This is a genomic window from Longispora urticae (genome assembly GCF_053902585.1).
The window spans coordinates 90,733-106,871 of sequence record NZ_JAQZSH010000042.1 but is presented as its reverse complement, the minus strand read 5'-3'; the positions used below and the strand labels follow the sequence as shown (position 1 = coordinate 106,871).

14 protein-coding genes are annotated in these 16,139 nt (G+C 73.1%); 7 read left to right on the top strand and 7 right to left on the bottom strand.

All coding sequences use genetic code 11. The features are described 5' to 3' along the window. Positions 1 to 26: 26 nt before the first annotated feature. The gene (locus PT931_RS30090) at positions 27 to 857 is read left to right on the top strand and encodes a hypothetical protein (RefSeq protein WP_456249096.1); all 831 of its coding nucleotides are present in this window, start codon (positions 27 to 29) and stop codon (positions 855 to 857) included. A 173-nt stretch (positions 858 to 1,030) separates the two neighbouring features. Further along, positions 1,031 to 1,924 carry a hypothetical protein gene (locus PT931_RS30085; protein WP_456249095.1) on the top strand — a complete coding sequence of 298 codons (894 nt, stop codon included), beginning with the start codon at positions 1,031 to 1,033 and terminating at the stop codon, positions 1,922 to 1,924. Here the strand turns inward: PT931_RS30085 and PT931_RS30080 are convergent. Continuing rightward, positions 1,915 to 4,980 (bottom strand): BTAD domain-containing putative transcriptional regulator, encoded by a 3,066-nt coding sequence (locus PT931_RS30080; RefSeq protein ID WP_456249094.1) that lies wholly within the window; start codon positions 4,978 to 4,980, stop codon positions 1,915 to 1,917. The genes PT931_RS30085 and PT931_RS30080 overlap by 10 nt on opposite strands. 159 nt (positions 4,981 to 5,139) lie before the next feature. On the opposite strand from PT931_RS30080, the gene PT931_RS30075 reads away from it, so the two are divergent. Further along, on the top strand, positions 5,140 to 5,973 hold the full coding sequence (locus tag PT931_RS30075; protein ID WP_456249093.1) for a hypothetical protein: 834 nt from the start codon (positions 5,140 to 5,142) through the stop codon (positions 5,971 to 5,973). A gap of 143 nt (positions 5,974 to 6,116) precedes the next feature. Continuing rightward, the gene (locus PT931_RS30070) at positions 6,117 to 6,863 is read left to right on the top strand and encodes a YqjF family protein (RefSeq protein WP_456249092.1); all 747 of its coding nucleotides are present in this window, start codon (positions 6,117 to 6,119) and stop codon (positions 6,861 to 6,863) included. Between the two features lie 130 nt (positions 6,864 to 6,993). Here PT931_RS30070 and PT931_RS30065 read toward each other — a convergent pair whose 3' ends face one another. Beyond that, positions 6,994 to 7,599, bottom strand: a complete 606-nt coding sequence (locus PT931_RS30065) for a TetR/AcrR family transcriptional regulator (protein WP_456249091.1) — start codon at positions 7,597 to 7,599, stop codon at positions 6,994 to 6,996. Between the two features lie 65 nt (positions 7,600 to 7,664). Between PT931_RS30065 and PT931_RS30060 the strand changes: the two genes are divergently transcribed. Continuing rightward, positions 7,665 to 8,081 (top strand): VOC family protein, encoded by a 417-nt coding sequence (locus tag PT931_RS30060; RefSeq protein WP_456249090.1) that lies wholly within the window; start codon positions 7,665 to 7,667, stop codon positions 8,079 to 8,081. Between the two features lie 171 nt (positions 8,082 to 8,252). Here the strand turns inward: PT931_RS30060 and PT931_RS30055 are convergent, their stop codons facing one another. Both PT931_RS30055 and PT931_RS30050 read right to left on the bottom strand, forming a co-directional pair. Beyond that, positions 8,253 to 8,984, bottom strand: a complete 732-nt coding sequence (locus PT931_RS30055; protein WP_456249089.1) for an ABC transporter permease — start codon at positions 8,982 to 8,984, stop codon at positions 8,253 to 8,255. Continuing rightward, positions 8,981 to 9,895: an ABC transporter ATP-binding protein gene (locus PT931_RS30050; RefSeq protein WP_456249088.1), complete on the bottom strand. Its 915-nt coding sequence runs from the start codon at positions 9,893 to 9,895 to the stop codon at positions 8,981 to 8,983. The genes PT931_RS30055 and PT931_RS30050 overlap by 4 nt, the downstream gene beginning before the upstream one ends. A 138-nt stretch (positions 9,896 to 10,033) precedes the next feature. On the opposite strand from PT931_RS30050, the gene PT931_RS30045 reads away from it, so the two are divergent. Continuing rightward, positions 10,034 to 10,498, top strand: coding sequence for a DUF4442 domain-containing protein (locus PT931_RS30045; protein ID WP_456249087.1), 465 nt, complete (start codon positions 10,034 to 10,036; stop codon positions 10,496 to 10,498). 38 nt (positions 10,499 to 10,536) lie between these two features. On the opposite strand, the gene PT931_RS30040 is transcribed toward PT931_RS30045, so the two are convergent. Both PT931_RS30040 and PT931_RS30035 read right to left on the bottom strand, forming a co-directional pair. Continuing rightward, entirely contained in the window at positions 10,537 to 13,779 is a 3,243-nt protein-coding gene (locus PT931_RS30040; RefSeq protein WP_456249086.1) for a S41 family peptidase, read from the bottom strand. Positions 13,780 to 13,783: 4 nt separating this feature from the next. Beyond that, positions 13,784 to 14,446, bottom strand: a complete 663-nt coding sequence (locus tag PT931_RS30035) for a SanA/YdcF family protein (protein WP_456249085.1) — start codon at positions 14,444 to 14,446, stop codon at positions 13,784 to 13,786. 122 nt (positions 14,447 to 14,568) lie between these two features. Between PT931_RS30035 and PT931_RS30030 the strand changes: the two genes are divergently transcribed. After that, complete coding sequence (locus tag PT931_RS30030; RefSeq protein ID WP_197007996.1) at positions 14,569 to 14,790, top strand: hypothetical protein; 222 nt, start codon at positions 14,569 to 14,571, stop codon at positions 14,788 to 14,790. Between the two features lie 66 nt (positions 14,791 to 14,856). On the opposite strand, the gene mshC is transcribed toward PT931_RS30030, so the two are convergent. After that, positions 14,857 to 16,095 carry a cysteine--1-D-myo-inosityl 2-amino-2-deoxy-alpha-D-glucopyranoside ligase gene (mshC, locus tag PT931_RS30025; protein WP_456249084.1) on the bottom strand — a complete coding sequence of 413 codons (1,239 nt, stop codon included), beginning with the start codon at positions 16,093 to 16,095 and terminating at the stop codon, positions 14,857 to 14,859. Positions 16,096 to 16,139: the final 44 nt, after the last annotated feature.

Below are 16,139 nucleotides of genomic sequence, written 5' to 3'. Positions count from 1 at the left end.
CCGACAACGACAAGTGGAGGTTCGACATGACTACTCCGATGCGGCGGATGGCCCGGCTCCTCGTCGCGGCCGCCGCCGGTGTGGCCCTGATGATGGGGATGGCGGGGACGGCCCACGCGTACCCGGGTTCGGCCGACGACCGGATGACGTCCGCGCCGACCGGGTGGTGGACCTATCAGAACGTGGACGCCACGCAGGTCGGCAACCTCGTCAACGCCAACGGGGCGCGGATCACCGACCTGCGGGTGGTCGACGCGTCGCCGCTGCGGTTCTCGGTGACGATGGTCAAGAACACGGGCAGCTACGCCAGCGGCTGGTGGTGGTACTACGGGGTGTCGATGGCGCAGGTCAACTCCTATCTGGGTACGAACAACGCGCGGCTGATCAGCGCCGTGCGGTACGGGAACTCCTACGCCGTCGTCATGGTGCCCAACACCGGGGCGAACGCCAAGGCCTGGGGCTGGTGCGACACGACCTACGCCGGGATCAGCTCGTGCCTGGGGACCACCAGCCGGCTGACGAACATCGAGACGTACGGGGCGAACAAGTTCGTCGTCATCTTCGTGAACAACAGCGAGGGCCTGGGCTGGTGCTGGTACGCCGGGATCAGCCGGGCGGCGCTCAACAACGTGTGCGGCGGGCAGTCCGTGCTCGACGTGAGCCAGAACCCGGACGGCACGTTCAACGTGGCCTCCGTGGCGCAGAGCACGCCGGACGGCCGGGTGAAGGACTTCGCGACGCCGACCGACCTGGTGAACTACGCGCAGCTGTCGCCGCCGGACCGGGCGCTGTTCGTGACGCCGTACGTCACCGGGGGGACCACGCGCTGGCTGACCTCGTTCCGGCACAACTCGTAGCTCTCCGTTCCGGGCTCCCGGGGCAACCGCCCCAGGGAGCCCGGAACTGTCGGGTATCGGCGTCGCGCGGTCGGATTCCCGCGCCACAACGCCGCCACAACATCCACCGCCCATCCTGGACCCCGGGCGGCACCCGCATCGCCGCCCACCGTCCGGCAGTTTGGGGGAAGACAGTGATCAAGAAGCTCGTGCGGCGGCTCGTCCTGGTGGGCGTCGTCTGCCTGGGGGTGGCGGCGACGCTGGTGGCCACGCCGGCCGTCGCGACCGCGCAGTGCACGTTCGTGACGAACTCGATGGGGGCCGGCTGTTGGCCGGGCGGCTCGCTGCCGACGGCGAACCTGGTCGACGACCGGGAGATCTCGAACCCGACCGGCTGGTGGACCTATCTGAACGTGGACGCCGCGCAGGTGTCGAGCCTGTTGAACGCGAACGACGCCCGGCCGACCGACCTGCGGGTGCTCAGCACGTCGCCGCTGCGGTTCTCGGTCACGATGGTGCGCAACAGCGGGGCGTCGTACTCCAGTGCCTGGTGGTGGTACTACGGCGTGTCCAAGGCCCAGGTGAACACGTTCGCGGCGCAGAACAACGCGCGGCTGACCAGCGCGGTGCGGTACGGCAACGTGTACGCGGTCGTCATGGTCCCCAACTACGGGGCCAACTACAAGGCCTGGGACTGGTGCGACACCGACTTCGCCGGGGTGGGCACGTGCCTGGGGAGCACGTACCGGCTGACGAACATCGAGGCGTACGGCGCGAACAAGTTCGTGGTGATCGTCGTGAAGAACGTCGAGGGGTACGGCTGGTGCTGGTTCGCCGGGGTGAGCCGGGCCGCGCTGAACAACGTGTGCTCGGGGCAGTCCGTGCTCGACGTGAGCCAGAATCCCGACGGCACGTTCAACGTGGCGTCCGTGGCGCAGAGCACGCCCGACGGCCGGGTGAAGGACTTCGCGACACCGACCGACCTGGTCAACTACGCCGTCAACGCGCCCGCGGACCGGCCGCTGTTCGTGACGCCGTACGTCACCGGGGGGACGACGCGCTGGCTGACGTCGTTCCGCTACAACTGACGGGTGGGGGGCGGCGCGACCTGACCCTCGCCGCCCCGGCCTCCGTCGAGCACCGCGGTCAACGCCGCCGCCTCGGCCGTCGCATTCGCCTTCTCGTACAACCGCACCGCCGTCTCCCCGTGCGTCCGGGCCGCGACCGGATCCCCCCGGAACCGCGCCAGGTCCCCGAGATGCCGGTGCAGCTCCGCCTCCTCGAACACGGCCGGCACCCGCCCGCGCACGGCCAGGGCCCGCAGGTACCACCCCTCGGCCGCCTCCACCGCCCCCGCCCGGAAGTCCGCCAGCCCCAGCCCGGTCATCGCCACGGCCTCCAGGTGCGGGTCCGCCAGCGCGCGGCTCAGCCGGCGGGCCTGGTCGAACAGCTCCGAGGCCACCTCCGGCTCGCCGAGCCCCAGCCGGGCCAGACCGGTGTCGTGCAGGGTGTCCACCTCGGCGCGGCGGTCCCCGATCCGGTCCTGGATCGCCCGGGCCCGGTCGAACAGGTCCATCGCCTGGCGGTGGCGGCCCTCGCCCAGGTGCGCGGCGCCCGTGCCGTGCAGGACCACCGCTTCGAGGCGCTCGTCGCCGAGCGTGCGGACCAGGGCGAGCGCCCGGTCGAGGTAGTCGAGGGCCACGTCCGTCTGGCCCATCCGGGTGTGCGCGTCGCCGAGGTTGTTCAGCGCGTAGGCGACGTCGCGGGACAGGCCGTTGGCGGTGTGCATGGCCAGGGCGGCCTCGTACTCCCCCACGGCCTCGTCGAACCGGCGGAGCGCGGCGAGGGCCACGGCCGTGTTGTTGCGGACGCTGCCCTCGCCCCAGGCGTCGCCGGCCGCGCGCATCAGCGGCAGGGCGTGCCGGAGCGCTTCGAGGGCCTCGTCGAACCGTTGCAGCTGGATGCAGGCGACCCCGACCTGGCCGCGCATCAGGCCCTCGGTGCCCCGGTCGGCCAGCCGGCGGGCCGCCGCGAGCCCGGTGCGGCAGATCTCCAGCATCGGGGCCCAGTGCCCGCGGGAGTAGTAGAAGCCCATCAGCAGGTACGCGAGCTGCCAGGCGGCCGTGTCCTCCCCGCGCTCGACGGCGTGCCGGGACACGGCGGACAGGTTGGCGCGTTCGCCGTCCAGGAAGGACAGCGTCTCGGCGTGCCGGGCCGGGAACGGCGGCCCGGGCACCGGGTGCCGCGCCGTGACCTGGGCCCGGTCGCGGCCCGGGGTGAGGGTGCGGTTCGCGGCGTCGGCGACCGCCAGGTACCAGTCGAGAAGTCGCTCTTCGCTCTGCTCCCGCACCGGAAGAGGCTCCTCGGCGAGGGCGCACTCGCGGGCGTACCACCGGATCAGGTCGTGGAAGCGGAACCGGCCGCTGGCGATCTCCGTGACCAGGTGCGCCGCCGCGAGTTCCTCGGTGGCCCGGCGGGCGGCGGCGACCGGGGACCCGGTGACGGCCGCGACCAGCCCGACGGCGAAGTTCGGCCCGGGGTGCAGCCCGAGCAGCCGGAACGCGGCGGCGGCCCCCGGGGTCAGGGCGTGGTAGGCGCTGGCGAACACGGTGCGGATGCTGCGGGAGTCGCCGGGCACGGACAGCGCGTCGAGCCGGTTCTCCGTGGCCAGCTCGGCGACCAGGTCCGCGACGGCGAGCCGGGGGCGGGCGTTGAGCTTGGCCGCCGCGATCCGCAGCGCCAGCGGCATCCGGTCGCAGGCCTCGACGAGCTCGCCGGCCGACTCCGGCTCGGCGCTGATCCGGGCGGGCCCGAGGACCCGTTCGAGCAGGGTCAGGGACTCCCGGGGGCTGAGGGCGTCGAGTTCGACCCGGCGGACGGCGGCGTGCACGTCGAGGGTGGGCAGCTGGTGCCGGCTGGTGGCGACGAGCAGGCTGCCGGCGGTCGGCGGCACCAGCGGCAGGATCTGTTCGGCCGAGCCGACGTTGTCGCAGACCAGCAGGACGCGGCGGTCGTGCAGCAGGGACCGGTACAGGCCGAGCTGGTCGCCGGGCCCGGTCGGCACCCGGCCGGCGGGCACCCCGAGCCCGCGCAAAGCGTGGCCGAGCACCTCGTCGGCGGTGAGCGCCGTGGCCTCGTCGTGCCCGAGCAGGTCGCAGAAGATCTGGCCGTGTGCGAACCGGTCGGTGACCCGCTGGGTCCACTCGACGACGAGCGCGGTCTTGCCCATGCCCGCCGGCCCGGACACCAGCACGAGGGGGACGTCCCCGCCGGCCGCCAGGGCCTCGTCGAGGGCGGCGAGTTCGGCGGGCCGGCCGGTGAAGTGCCCGGGGCGCGACGGCAGCTGGGCCGGCACCTGGCCGGGGGCGTCGGGCAGTTCCAGGGCCGGGTCGCGGCGCAGGATCGCGGTGTGCAGGCGTTGCAGCTCGGGGCCCGGGTCCACGCCCAGCGTGTCGGACAGGTGCTCGCGGAGCCGCTGGTAGCAGGTCAACCCCTCGGAATGCCGCCCTGACCGGTACTGGGCCAGCATCAGCAGCCCGACGAGCCGCTCCTCCCCCGGATCGGCCACCAGCAGCCGCTCCAGCGCCGGCACCGCGTCGGCGTGGCCGCCCAGCTGGAGTTCGCCGTCCCACAGGTCGCCGAGCGCGGCCAGCCGGACGTTGTGCAGCCGGGCCACCTCGGCGGCGCCCCAGCCGTACAGCTCGGCGTCCGCGAGGGCCCCGCCCCGCCACAGGTCCAGGGCGGTGCGCAGGCCGGCCACGGACTCGGCGACCCGGCCGGCGGCGGACCCGGCCCGGGCGGCGGCGACCAGGGACTCGAACCGGCAGGCGTCGACGGACTCGGGGCCGGCGGCCAGCGCGTAGCCGACCCGGCCGCTGGTCAGCAGGCCCGGGAGCCCGCAGGCGGCGAGGGCCTGGCGGGCCCGGGTCAGGTGGCTCTGGAGGGTCCGGACGGCGGTGCGCGGCGCGTCCTGGCCCCACAGCGCCTGGACGAGCCGGGGCGCGGGGACCGGGGTGCCGGGGTTCAGCGCCAGCAGGCCGACGAGGGCGCGTTGCCGGGCGCTGCTCAGGACCGCGGGACCGGCCGGGCCGACGGCCTCGATCGGGCCGAGCAACCGCAGCTCCACGCCCATCGCACCACCCATCCGCTGGAATCGATCGACAGCGTAGCGGCGGGTACCGGCCCCAACAAGCCGGAACTCGACAGCGGGTACCGACAAGTCGGCCGGCCGATGCCCCAATGCTTGGCCGTTCGTGCCTTATGGACGGCGGCGACGAGAGGTCCCCTGGAAGGGGAGGTGCACATGTCCGTCACCCGAGCGGAGATCCTCAGCAGAGCCGCCCGCCTCTGGCCCACGGGCACCGTCCCCTACGCGCAGGACCGGATCCACGGCCCGACCGGCTACCGGCAGGACTGCTCCGGGTTCGTGTCGATGTGCTGGGCGATCCCCGTCGACTCCCACGGCAGCTTCGGCGGCATGAACACGGTCAGCCTGGTCACGGCGGGCTGGATGCGCGAGATCCCCGCCGCCGACCTGCTGCCGGGCGACGCGGTCGGCATCTGCGGGCCCGGCACCGGCGGCGACGACGGGCACATCGTCCTCTTCGAACGGTGGCTCAACGACATCGACACCGACGACCGCTATTTCGGGTACGAGCAGGCCGGCGGCTCCGACGGCCCCCTGCACCGCGTCATCCGCTGGCCGTACGACGGCTCGGGCGGCCCCTGGAAGGCGTACCGCTTCCGCGACATCTCCGAAGGTTTCGGCCCCGCACCCAGCCCGGGAGGTACCACCATGTCCGACTACACGCCGTTGGGGCGGCCCGCCGCCGTGGGTGACCGGGGGGACTCCGTGCTGCTCGCGGACCTCTGGTTCCAGGAGCTGCGCGACGACAGCCCGTTCATCGCGGGCAACCCGAGCCCGCGCGTGCTCCGCGAGCGCCGGATCGAGGCGAAGTGCGACCAGGCCCTCGCCGAGCTGAAGGCCGCCCGGGCGGAGATCGCCGCGCTGCGGACCGGGGGGATCGACATCGCCGCCCTGGCCGCCGCGATCGCGCCCCGGTTGCCGGCCGTGCCGTCGCTGGCGGAGATCGCGAAGGCCGTGGCGGACGAACACGCCCGCCGGGCCCGGGACTAGGGCACAGAACCCCGGGCGGTCACCGGAGAAACCCCGCCATCCGGGTACGCGTCGGAGCGCGCCGGGTCGGCTCCCCTGCGCCGGGGTGGTCCGATCCGCGCCGGGGCGGGGTCGGCGCGCGCTGCCCGGGATAGCGTGGGGGCATGGTCGAGCCCGTCACGCGTCTCGCGCCCCGCCCCCTGCGCGGCACGATCCTCGCCCAGGGCTGGCGGGACCTCACCCTGCTGCACTGGCCGGTCGACCCCGCGCTCGTCGCGCCGCTGCTCCCCCGGGGCACCGTGCCCGACACCCTCGACGGGGTGACGTACGTCGGTCTGGTGCCGTTCCGGATGGTCGGGGTGAGCCTGGGCCCGTGGCCGCCGCTGCCCTACCTGGGCACGTTCGCGGAGACCAACGTCCGGCTGTACTCGGTGGACACCGCCGGCCGGCGCGGCGTCGTCTTCCGCTCCCTGGAGGCGGCCCGGCTGGCCCCGGTGCTGGCGGCCCGCTGGCTGTTCCGGCTGCCGTACATGTGGGCGCGGATGCGGATCACGAGGGCCGGGGACACGGTGGCGTACGAGACCCGGCGGCGGTGGCCCGGGCCGGTGGGGGCCGGTGGCCGGGTCCGGGTGCGGATCGGGGCCCGGATCGCGGAGCCGAGCGCGGTGGAGGAGTTCCTGACGGCGCGCTGGGGGCTGCACGTGGACTGGCACGGCCGGACCCTGTACCTGCCGAACGCGCACGAGGAGTGGCCGCTGCACCGGGCGGAGCTGCTGGAACTCGACGACGGGCTGGTGGCGGCGGCCGGGTTGCCCGGGCCGTCGGGGCCGCCGGTGAGTGTGTTGTGGTCGCCGGGCGTCCGGGCAAAATTCGGCCGCCCACTGCCGGGGTCGGAGTCAGGCCGGACCTGACGCTCCCAGCCGGCATGCGTGAGTCGGGCCGGGACCATCGGTGCGGAGCGGGCCGGCCCGACCATCCGCGCTGCTCCGACCAGGGCACGGACCGCCTCCAGTGCCGGCGCCAGACGTGAAGGCCACCCGGTCAGCCGGTGCGCAGTGCCTGGAGCAGACGCCCCAGCGCGGCCCTGGTGTCCGCCAGGTCCCCGGGACCGGCGGAGGACGCCAGCCACAGCGCCGCCTCGTTCATCGCCCCCGACAGCAGGTGGACCAGCGGCGCGACCGGCTGCGGCGCGATGACCCCCGCGTCGACGAGCCCGGTCAGCGCGTCGGCGAGGTGCCGGGCCGAGGCGGCCTCGTCCATCGCCCGCCATTCGGCCCAGCCCAGCACGGCGGGCCCGTCGACCAGCATGACCCGTTGGATGTCCGGATCGGTGGTCGCGGTGAGGAACTCCTCGCAGCCGGCGGTCAGCTGGGCCCAGGGATCCTCGTGCGCGTCGGCGGCCGCGGCGACCCGTCGGCCCACCTCCTGCTGCACCTCCTCCAGGACGGCGCGGAAGAGGTCCGCCTTGCCGCTGAAGTGGTGGTAGAGCGCCCCCTTGGTCACCCCGGCCGCCTGGACGATCTCCGCCAGGCCCACGGCGGCGTAGCCGCTGCCGGAGAACAGCCGCCGGCCCTCCCGGAGCAGCGCCTGCCGGGTCTGGTCCCGCTGTTGCGCCCGGATGCCGTCCTGCCGCATCGCACTCCTCATTGACATACCGACGGTACGCGAATAGCGTCACTCACATACTGATGGTATGCGAAAGGAGCGCCGGCATGAAGCTGACCGACTTCTATCCCGTGATCGGCACGGCGAGACTGCGGGAGTCCCGCGACTTCTACACCCGGCTGCTGGGGTTCGGGACGACCTTCGAATCCGACTGGTACGTCAGCCTGCGCCGCCCCGGCGACCCGGGGTACGAGCTCGCCCTCCTCGACCACACCCACCCGACCGTCCCGGAGGGCTACCGGGTCCCCGCCCGGGGCCTGCTGCTCAACGTGGAGGTGGAGGACGTGGACGCGGAGTGGGACCGGCTCGTCACCGACGAGGGGCTGCACCCCGTGCTCACCCTGCGCAGCGAGGACTTCGGCCAGCGGCACTTCATCGTGGCCGACCCGAACGGCGTCCTGATCGACGTGATCACGCCCATCGCCCCCACCGCGGAATTCGCGGGGCAGTACGTCACCGGCTGAACCAGTACACGCAGAAGCCCGGCTCTTAGATTTCGCAGAAATCGCGATCTCTCAGGGTCGAGCTTCACCTATCAGAATAATCCGACTCGCGGCTTTCGTCAAGAGTGCGTTACCTCCGGTGGGGCGCCCGGAACCGGACACCCCACCCGGATCAGGCGTCCCGGCCCCGGATCAGGCGTCGCGGCGCGAGAAGAACAGCCACGCCGCCGTCAGCACCGCCGCCGTGCCGACCGCGAACACCCCGTACCCGACCCACGGCGACAGGGAACCCTGCTGCGCGGAGACCTGCATGATGCTCTGGCCGGCCTGGCTCGGCCACCACTTGCGGAAGGTGACCCCGTTCTCGCCGAGCGCGTAGGTGGCGATCGGCAGGATCATGATCGCGCCGATCGCGGTCGTGATCGCGGCGGCGGAGTGCCGCACGATCATGCCGATCCCGAACACGAACAGGCCGAGCATGCCCAGGTAGAGGCCGCCGCCGAGGACGGCGCGCAGCACGCCCGGCTCGCCGAGCCCGGCCGGCGCCTGACTGACGGCCTGGCCGGCGCCGTAGGACAGGAAGCTGATCACCATGCCGGCGACCAGGCCCACGGCCGTGACCACGATGGCCTTGGCCGTCATCATCCGGCCCCGGACCGGCAGCACCGACAGGGAGGTGCGGATCATCCCGGTGGCGTACTCCGAGGTGGCGGCCAGCGCGCCGAACACGCAGATCGCGAGCTGGCCCAGGATGATGCCTGCCAGGTTGTCGGACACGACGACGTCGACCGGCGTGCCCGGCATGGTGCCCGAGGAGGCCAGCATGCCGACCCCGACCGTGAGCACGGCGGCGGCCAGCAGCGCCCAGAACGTCGAGCGGATGGTGCGGATCTTCAGCCATTCGCTGGCGATCGCGTCGGTCATGCCGTGCCTCCAACAGTCGCGCGGTACTCCACCGCGTCGTGGGTCAGTTCCATGAACGCCTGCTCCAGGGAGGCCGACCGGGGGGCCAGTTCGTGCAGGGTGACGCCGTGCCGGGCGGCCAGTTCGCCGATGATCTCGATGGGCAGCTGGGTGACCGCGAGCGCCTCGCCGTCGGGCTCCACGGTCGCGCCGGTGTTCTGCAGCACCTGGGCGAACCGCACGTACTCGGGGGTACGCACCCGGATGTGGTTTCGCGAGCTGCGCTCGATGAACTCGGCCATCGAACAGTCCGCGACGAGCTTGCCCCGGCCGATGACGATCAGGTGGTCGGCGGTGTCCTGCATCTCGCTCATCAGGTGGCTGGACACGAACACGGCGCGGCCCTCGGCGGCCCGGGCCCGCAGGAAGTCCCGGATCCACCGGATGCCCTCCGGGTCCAGGCCGTTGACCGGCTCGTCGAACATCAGGGTGCGCGGGTCGCCGAGCAGCGCCGCCGCGATCCCGAGCCGCTGGCCCATCCCCAGCGAGAAGCCCTTGACCCGCTTCTTCGCCGTGTCGGCCATGCCGACCATGTCGAGCACCTCCTCGACCCGCGACCGGGGGATGCCGTTGGCCCGGGCCAGGATCCGCAGGTGGTTGCGGGCGGTGCGCCCGCCGTGCACGGCCTTGGCGTCGAGCAGCGCGCCGACCGTGTTCAGCGGGACGGCGGCCTCCGCGAAGGGCTTGCCCTCGACGGTGACCCGCCCGCCGGTGGGCCGGTCGAGGCCGAGGACCATGCGCATGGTGGTGGACTTGCCCGCCCCGTTCGGGCCGAGGAAGCCGGTGACCCGGCCCGGCTCGACGGTGAACGACAGGTCGTCCACCACGACTTTCGGGCCGTACCGCTTGGTGAGGTGCTCTGCGACGATCATGCCTCCGACGCTACGGAGCATCCTCCGCCGTCGCGTCTGTCCACGGGCTGGTCACCGGGTCATCCGCAGGTCGCAGGACGGCCGATCGTGATCATCCTCGCGTGGCGGCGGCATGTTACCGGGTGGTAACTTGAGGGTATGCGAGCCAACACCCTGCGCCGGGGCATGAACCTGTGGCCCCCGTTCCTCTTCGCCGGCATCCGGGTCCTCCGGCTGTCCGACGACTACCGGCACGTCGAGGTCCGGCTCCGCCAGCGGAAATGGAACAGCAACTACGTGGGTACGCACTTCGGCGGCAGCCTGTTCGCCATGACCGACCCGTTCTGGATGCTGCTCCTGCTCCGCCGGCTCGGCCCCGGCCACGTGGTGTGGGACCGGGCCGGGGAGATCGAGTTCGTCTCCCCCGGGCGGGGCGACGTGTTCGCCCGGTTCGAGCTGACCGACGAGCGGGTCGCGGAGATCCGGGCGGCGGCCGAGGACGGGTCGAAGGTGCTGCCGTGGTTCGACACCGAGGTGGTGGCGGCCGACGGGACCGTGGTGGCGCGGGTGCGCAAGCAGGTGTACGTGCGGCGGAAGCCGGCGAAGGTGCCGGCTTCCGCCTGAGCGGGTTCCCCCGGGGACCCGCGCGGGTCCCCGGCGCGCTACTTCTTCTTCGGCGCGGCCTTCGACGCGGACCCGGAGCCGGCCTCCGGCTTCGGCAGCGGCCCCCGGGGCGGCAGCGGCGGCCGGCCCAGCCGCGGCAGGTCCACCGGCTTCGGGCTGTGCGGCGGCCGCTTCTCCAACTCGGCCAGGGCCACCTCGATCGCCTTGTCCAGCTGCGGGTCCACCCCGCGCGCGAAGTCCTGCGGCGCGATGTCCACGTCGATGTCGGGGTCGGTGCCGTAGTTCTCCACCCGCCAGCCGACGTCGTCGAAGCCGAACGAGTACTCCGGCTGGGTGGTGACCGTGCCGTCGGCCAGTTCGTGGTTGAGGGTGATGCCGACGACCCCGCCCCAGGTGCGGCGGCCGACGAGCGGGCCCAGGCCGTACACCTTGAAGGCGTGGCTGAAGATGTCGCCGTCGGAGCCCGCGTGCTCGTTGGTGAGCGCCACCATCGGGCCGCGCGGGGACTGGATCGGGTACGGCTCCGGGGCCGCCCACCGCGGGAAGTCGTACGCGATCCGGCGGCGGACCAGGCGCCCGATGACGAGCGCCGACACGTGCCCGCCGCCGTTGAACCGGACGTCGATGATCAGCCCGTCGCGGTCGTACTCGGTCAGGTAGCCGCGCTGGAACTCCGCGTACCCGTCGGGTCCCATGTCGGGGATGTGCAGGTAACCGAGCCGGCCGTCCGAGCGCTCCCGGACCACGGCGCGGTTGGCCGCCACCCAGTCCCGGTAGCGACCCGGCCGCTCGTCGGCCACGGTGCGCACCGACACCGTGCGCGGCTCGCCGTTGGGCCGGTGCACGGTCAGCTCGACCTCGGTCTCGGCGAGGTTGACCAGCAGCTCCGCCGGGGTGGCGGTGCCGAACTTCCGCCCGTTGACCGCGACCAGCACGTCGCCGGGCGCCACGTTGACGCCGGGCCGGTTCAGCGGGGACGTCGCGTCCGGGTCCCACGGGTCGCCGGCCACGATCCGGTCGATCCGGTACCCGCCGTCGACAGCCGTGAAGTCCGCGCCCAGGTGGCCCTGCCGGTAGTAGGGCCGGGACCGGTACTCGCCGCCGAACTCGTACGCGTGCGACGTGCCCAGCTCGCCCTGCACCTCCTGGAGCAGGTCGGACAGCTCGGAGCGGGTGGTGACCCGGTCGACCAGGGGCGCGTACCGCTCGTAGGTGGCCGGCCAGTCGATGCCGGCCATGTCCGCGATCCAGAAGTGCTCGCGCTGCAACCGCCACGCCTCGCGGAACATCTGCCGCCACTCGGCCTCCGGGCGCACCGACACCTTCACCCGGTCGAGGTCGATCCAGCCGCCCGCGCGGTCCTCGCCGTCCTCGTCGGGGGCCTTGTCGCCGGCCTTGATGACCCGGAGCCGGCTGGCGGACCGGTACAGCAGGGTCCTGCCGTCCGGGCCGACCTGGAAGTCGGTGACCGCGTCGGCGACCCGTTCGGTCTTGCCGGTCTCGAACTCGTAGGACTCCAGGATGCCGGTCGCCTCGCCGTCGGCCTCGAACCAGCGGTGCTTGCGGCTGCCGTGCACCGGCTCGGACAGCATCAGGAGCTTGCCGGCCACGGCGGCCACCGAGCGGTACCGGGCCTCGGGCACCGGGAACGCCAGTACCCGGCGCTCGATGCCCTCGAAGTCGATCACCTCGTCCTTCGGCTCGTCCCCGGCGGCGTCGTCCTTCTTGTCCTTGTCCCCCTCGACCAGCGGCTTCGGGGTGAGCACGAACGGGGACGGCAGGTCCGCGCGCAGGGCCACCGCGTACGGCCGGCCGCCGAACGGGAAGCCCAGGTCGAACTGGAGCTCGTCGTACACCGGGTTGAACTCGCGCTGACCGAGGAAGTACAGGTACTCCCCCTTGGGGTCGAACACCGGGGACGAGTCGTGCAGCACCGGGCGGGTCACGGCCCGGGTCTCGCCGGTCTCGCGGCGGCAGACCCGGATCTCGCTCGACTCGGCGCTGACCGCCAGCGTGTACGCCAGCCAGCCGCCGCCCGCCGACCACGCCAGGTCGGAGACCTTGCCGTGCCCGCTGCGGTCCACCTGCCGGGCCGAGCCGCTCTCCGTGTCGACGAGCCACAGCTCGCACCGGTGGTTGGCGACCGCGACCGTGGTGCCCTTCGGGGCCGGGGCGAGGGCCACGATCCGGCCCAGGTCCTCCGCGATCGTGGTGGTCGGACCGCCGTCGGCGGCGAGAACCACCAGGTCCTCCCGGTCGCTGTCCCCCGCCGCCGCGGCGACGAGCCGGTGCCCGTCGGCCAGCCAGGTCAGCTCCCGGTACCGGACGCCGTCGGGCTCGCCGTGCTGGCGGACCGGCCCCTCCCAGTGCCCCAGGGAGAACGCCTTCCCCCGGACCGTCACCGCCAGGCCCGAACCGTCGGGGTGCAGGGTGGCGCTGTGCAGGTGCCGGGTCGTGCTGACGAACTTCCGGGACCGCTGCGTCCGCGAGCTGCCCAGCTCGATGTCGACCTTCCGGGTGTCCTCGCCGTCGAGGACGTAGAGATCGCCGCCCAGGTGGTACGTGAGCCGGCGGCCGTCGCCCGTCAGGTTGCGGGCGTAGAAGTCCTCGTGGTCGGTGTGCCGGCGCAGGTCCTCGCCCGACGCGGCGCACGAGTAGACGTTGCCGACCCCCTCGTGGTCGGACAGGAAGAACACCCGGTCGCCGATCCAGCACGGGGCGGCCAGGTTGCCGTCCAGCGTGACCAGCCCGTGGAACTCGCCGCCGCCGTCGGGGTCGATCCACAGTGTGCCGGCGGTGCCGCCCCGGTACCGCTTCCAGATGGCCGGGTCGTGGGTGTTGCGGCCGAGGACGACCGCGCCGCCGGGCCCGTACGCCACGCTGCGGGCCAGGCCGCCGTACGGCACCACCTCGGACAGTCCGCCGGTCGCGGCCACGGTGCGCAGCTGGCGGCGGTTGTGCGGCAGGTCGGCGTTGGAGGCGTAGACGATCCGGCCGTCCGGGGCCCAGCCGGCGATCCCGACCAGCAGGCCGTGGTGGGTCAGCCGGCGCAGCTCACCGCCGGCCGCCGGCATCACGCACACCTCGCCGGGGCCCTCGTCGCTGCCGGCGAACGCGATCAGCGTCCCGTCCGGGGACAGCCGGGGCTGGCTGGCCTCCGCCACGCCCGCCGTGAGCCGGGCGGCTCTGCCACCACCGGCGGGGACCGTCCACAGGTCGTCCTCGCAGACGAAGATGAGGGTGTCGTCGTGCAGCGTCGGGAATCTCAGGTAGCCAGCCATCCGGTCAATCTAGCCGGAGGGAGTCCTCCACCGCTGTCTCGTGCTTGCCGAGGAAACGCGGATCGGGCCGGCCGACGATCTCCAGCACGGCCTTCACGCAGGCCACCTTGTCGCGGGCCGCGCCCGTGTACCAGGGCTTCGGCCACTTGCGCATCGAGTCGTCGCCGACCCCGACCGCGTCGATGCCCTGCTGGCGGCACAGCGCCACCGCGCGGGTCACGTGGAAGCCCTGGGTGACCACGGTCGCCGACGTCACCCCGAAGACCTTTCTGGCCCGGACACACGACTGGTACGTGTCGAAGCCGGCGTGGTCGCCGTTCACCTTGGCCTGCGGCACCCCGTGCTCGATGAGCCAGGCGCGCATCGGGTCGACCTCGTTGTACTCGGGCTGCCCGTCGTCGCCGGACACCAGGATCGCGCGCACCTTGCCGGCCCGGAACAGGTCGAGGGCCAGCTGGAGCCGGGCCCGGAGGAAGTCGGAGGGCTGGCCGTCCGGGTTGACCTGCGCGCCGAGCACGATCGCGACCGGCCGGACCGGCACCGCCGCCGCGTCGTAGACCTGGCCGCCGGCCGCCAGCGACACCACGGCGACCGCGCCGCCGACCGTCGCACCGCCGCCGACCAGCCCCGCGAGCGCCAGCACGAGCAGCCGCTTCGGGGTCACCACACGTCTCAGGTTCCGCCACATGTCCGCAACAATGCCGGAGCGGATCCCCGATCCGCCACCAGACTTTCCGGGCGTCGCGGGTGTAACGGACGGACGGCCGATCGGGGGTAGGCTCCAGAACCATGGGCGCCCTCCAGGATGATCACGACATCACCCGACCGCCGAACGGCTGCCAGCCCGTGCGCTGCACCGCCGGTTGCGACGACGGCCTGGTCGACATCCCCCGGGCGATCGTCGGGCCCGTGCTGGGCACGCCCCTGGCCCCCGGCGAGCTGACCACGGTGCTCCGTCCGGCCCGCTGCCGGGCCTGCAACGGGCGCGGCTGGCTGTGGGGCGTGGAGTAGCCCGGCGTACACAGAAAATGCGTCTGACCTTGAACTTCCAAGATCAAACGCATCTTCCGGGGGTACCTACAGCTCGATGCCCAGCAGCGCGTCGACGGCGGCCTTGACCAGGGCCGGGGCCGCCGGGTCGTTGCCCTCGCCCGCCAGGGTCGCCTCCGCCCACGCGTCCACCGCCGCCAGCGCGCCCGGGGTGTCCAGGTCGTCGGTCAGCCGGTCGCGGAGCGTCGCCACCAGGGCCTGGCCGGACAGCGCCGCCGGGCGGGCCGCTGCCTCGCGCCACCGGTCGAGCCGGAGCTGGCCGGCCTTGCCGACCTCGTCGGTCCACTGCCGGTCGGTGCGGTAGTGCTCGGCGAGCAGCGCCAGGCGGATCGCCATCGGGTCGACGCCGGTGCCGCGCAGCTTGGACACGAACACCAGGTTGCCCTTGCTCTTGCTCATCTTCTCGCCGTCGAGGCCGATCATGCCCGCGTGCGTGTAGTGCCCGGCGAACGGGTGCGCGCCGGTCAGACACTCGGCGTGCGCGCTGGACATCTCGTGGTGCGGGAACAGCAGGTCGTTGCCGCCGCCCTGCACGTCGATCCGCTCGCCCAGCAGGCCGAGGGCGATCACGGCGCACTCGATGTGCCAGCCGGGGCGGCCGGCGCCAAGGGAGTGCCCGTCCCAGGACGGCTCGCCCTCGCGCGCGCCGCGCCACAGCAGCGCGTCGAGGGCGTCCCGCTTGCCGGCCCGGTCCGGGTCGCCGCCGCGCTCGGCGAAGAAGCCGAGCATGGCCTCGCGGTCCAGCCGGGACTCGTAGCCGAAGGCGGGGGCCTTGGTGATGTCGAAGTACACGTCGCCGGTGCCGTCGTCGAGCACGTAGCCGGCGCCCGAGGCGACCAGGCGCTCGATGTGGCTGACGATCTCGGGGATCGACTCGACCGCGCCGACGTAGTGGTCGGGCGGGAGGATCCGCAGCGCTTCCATGTCCTCGCGGAACAGGGCCGTCTCCAGCATGCCGAGCACGATCCAGTCCTGCTGGTCGCGGGTGGCCCGCTCCAGGAGGGGATCGTCGATGTCGGTCACGTTCGAGACGTAGTGCACCTCGTGACCGGCGTCGCGCCACAGCCGGTTGATCAGGTCGAAACTGATCATGGTGGCGGCGTGGCCGAGGTGGGCCGCGTCGTACGGGGTGATGCCGCACACGTACATCTTCGCCGCCCCGGTCGGGGAGGTGGGACGTACGGCGCCCGTCGACGAGTCGTACAGCGCGACGGGGCGGCCCGAGCCGGGAAGCGTGGGCAGGGAGGGTGCCAACCAGGATTCCATCCCGCCAGCCTATCCAGCCGGGGTCGGGTCGCGGTGATCGACGG

Bases quoted from the DNA above. Each gene is read 5' to 3' on its own strand.
- PT931_RS30090 (WP_456249096.1), top strand. From the start codon at position 27: ATGACTACTCCGATGCGGCGGATGGCCCGGCTCCTCGTCGCGGCCGCC.
- PT931_RS30080 (WP_456249094.1), bottom strand. From the start codon at position 4,980: ATGGGTGGTGCGATGGGCGTGGAGCTGCGGTTGCTCGGCCCGATCGAG.
- PT931_RS30075 (WP_456249093.1), top strand. From the start codon at position 5,140: ATGTCCGTCACCCGAGCGGAGATCCTCAGCAGAGCCGCCCGCCTCTGG.
- PT931_RS30070 (WP_456249092.1), top strand. From the start codon at position 6,117: ATGGTCGAGCCCGTCACGCGTCTCGCGCCCCGCCCCCTGCGCGGCACG.
- PT931_RS30065 (WP_456249091.1), bottom strand. From the start codon at position 7,599: ATGAGGAGTGCGATGCGGCAGGACGGCATCCGGGCGCAACAGCGGGAC.
- PT931_RS30060 (WP_456249090.1), top strand. From the start codon at position 7,665: ATGAAGCTGACCGACTTCTATCCCGTGATCGGCACGGCGAGACTGCGG.
- PT931_RS30055 (WP_456249089.1), bottom strand. From the start codon at position 8,984: ATGACCGACGCGATCGCCAGCGAATGGCTGAAGATCCGCACCATCCGC.
- PT931_RS30050 (WP_456249088.1), bottom strand. From the start codon at position 9,895: ATGATCGTCGCAGAGCACCTCACCAAGCGGTACGGCCCGAAAGTCGTG.
- PT931_RS30045 (WP_456249087.1), top strand. From the start codon at position 10,034: ATGCGAGCCAACACCCTGCGCCGGGGCATGAACCTGTGGCCCCCGTTC.
- PT931_RS30040 (WP_456249086.1), bottom strand. From the start codon at position 13,779: ATGGCTGGCTACCTGAGATTCCCGACGCTGCACGACGACACCCTCATC.
- PT931_RS30030 (WP_197007996.1), top strand. From the start codon at position 14,569: ATGGGCGCCCTCCAGGATGATCACGACATCACCCGACCGCCGAACGGC.
- mshC (WP_456249084.1), bottom strand. From the start codon at position 16,095: ATGGAATCCTGGTTGGCACCCTCCCTGCCCACGCTTCCCGGCTCGGGC.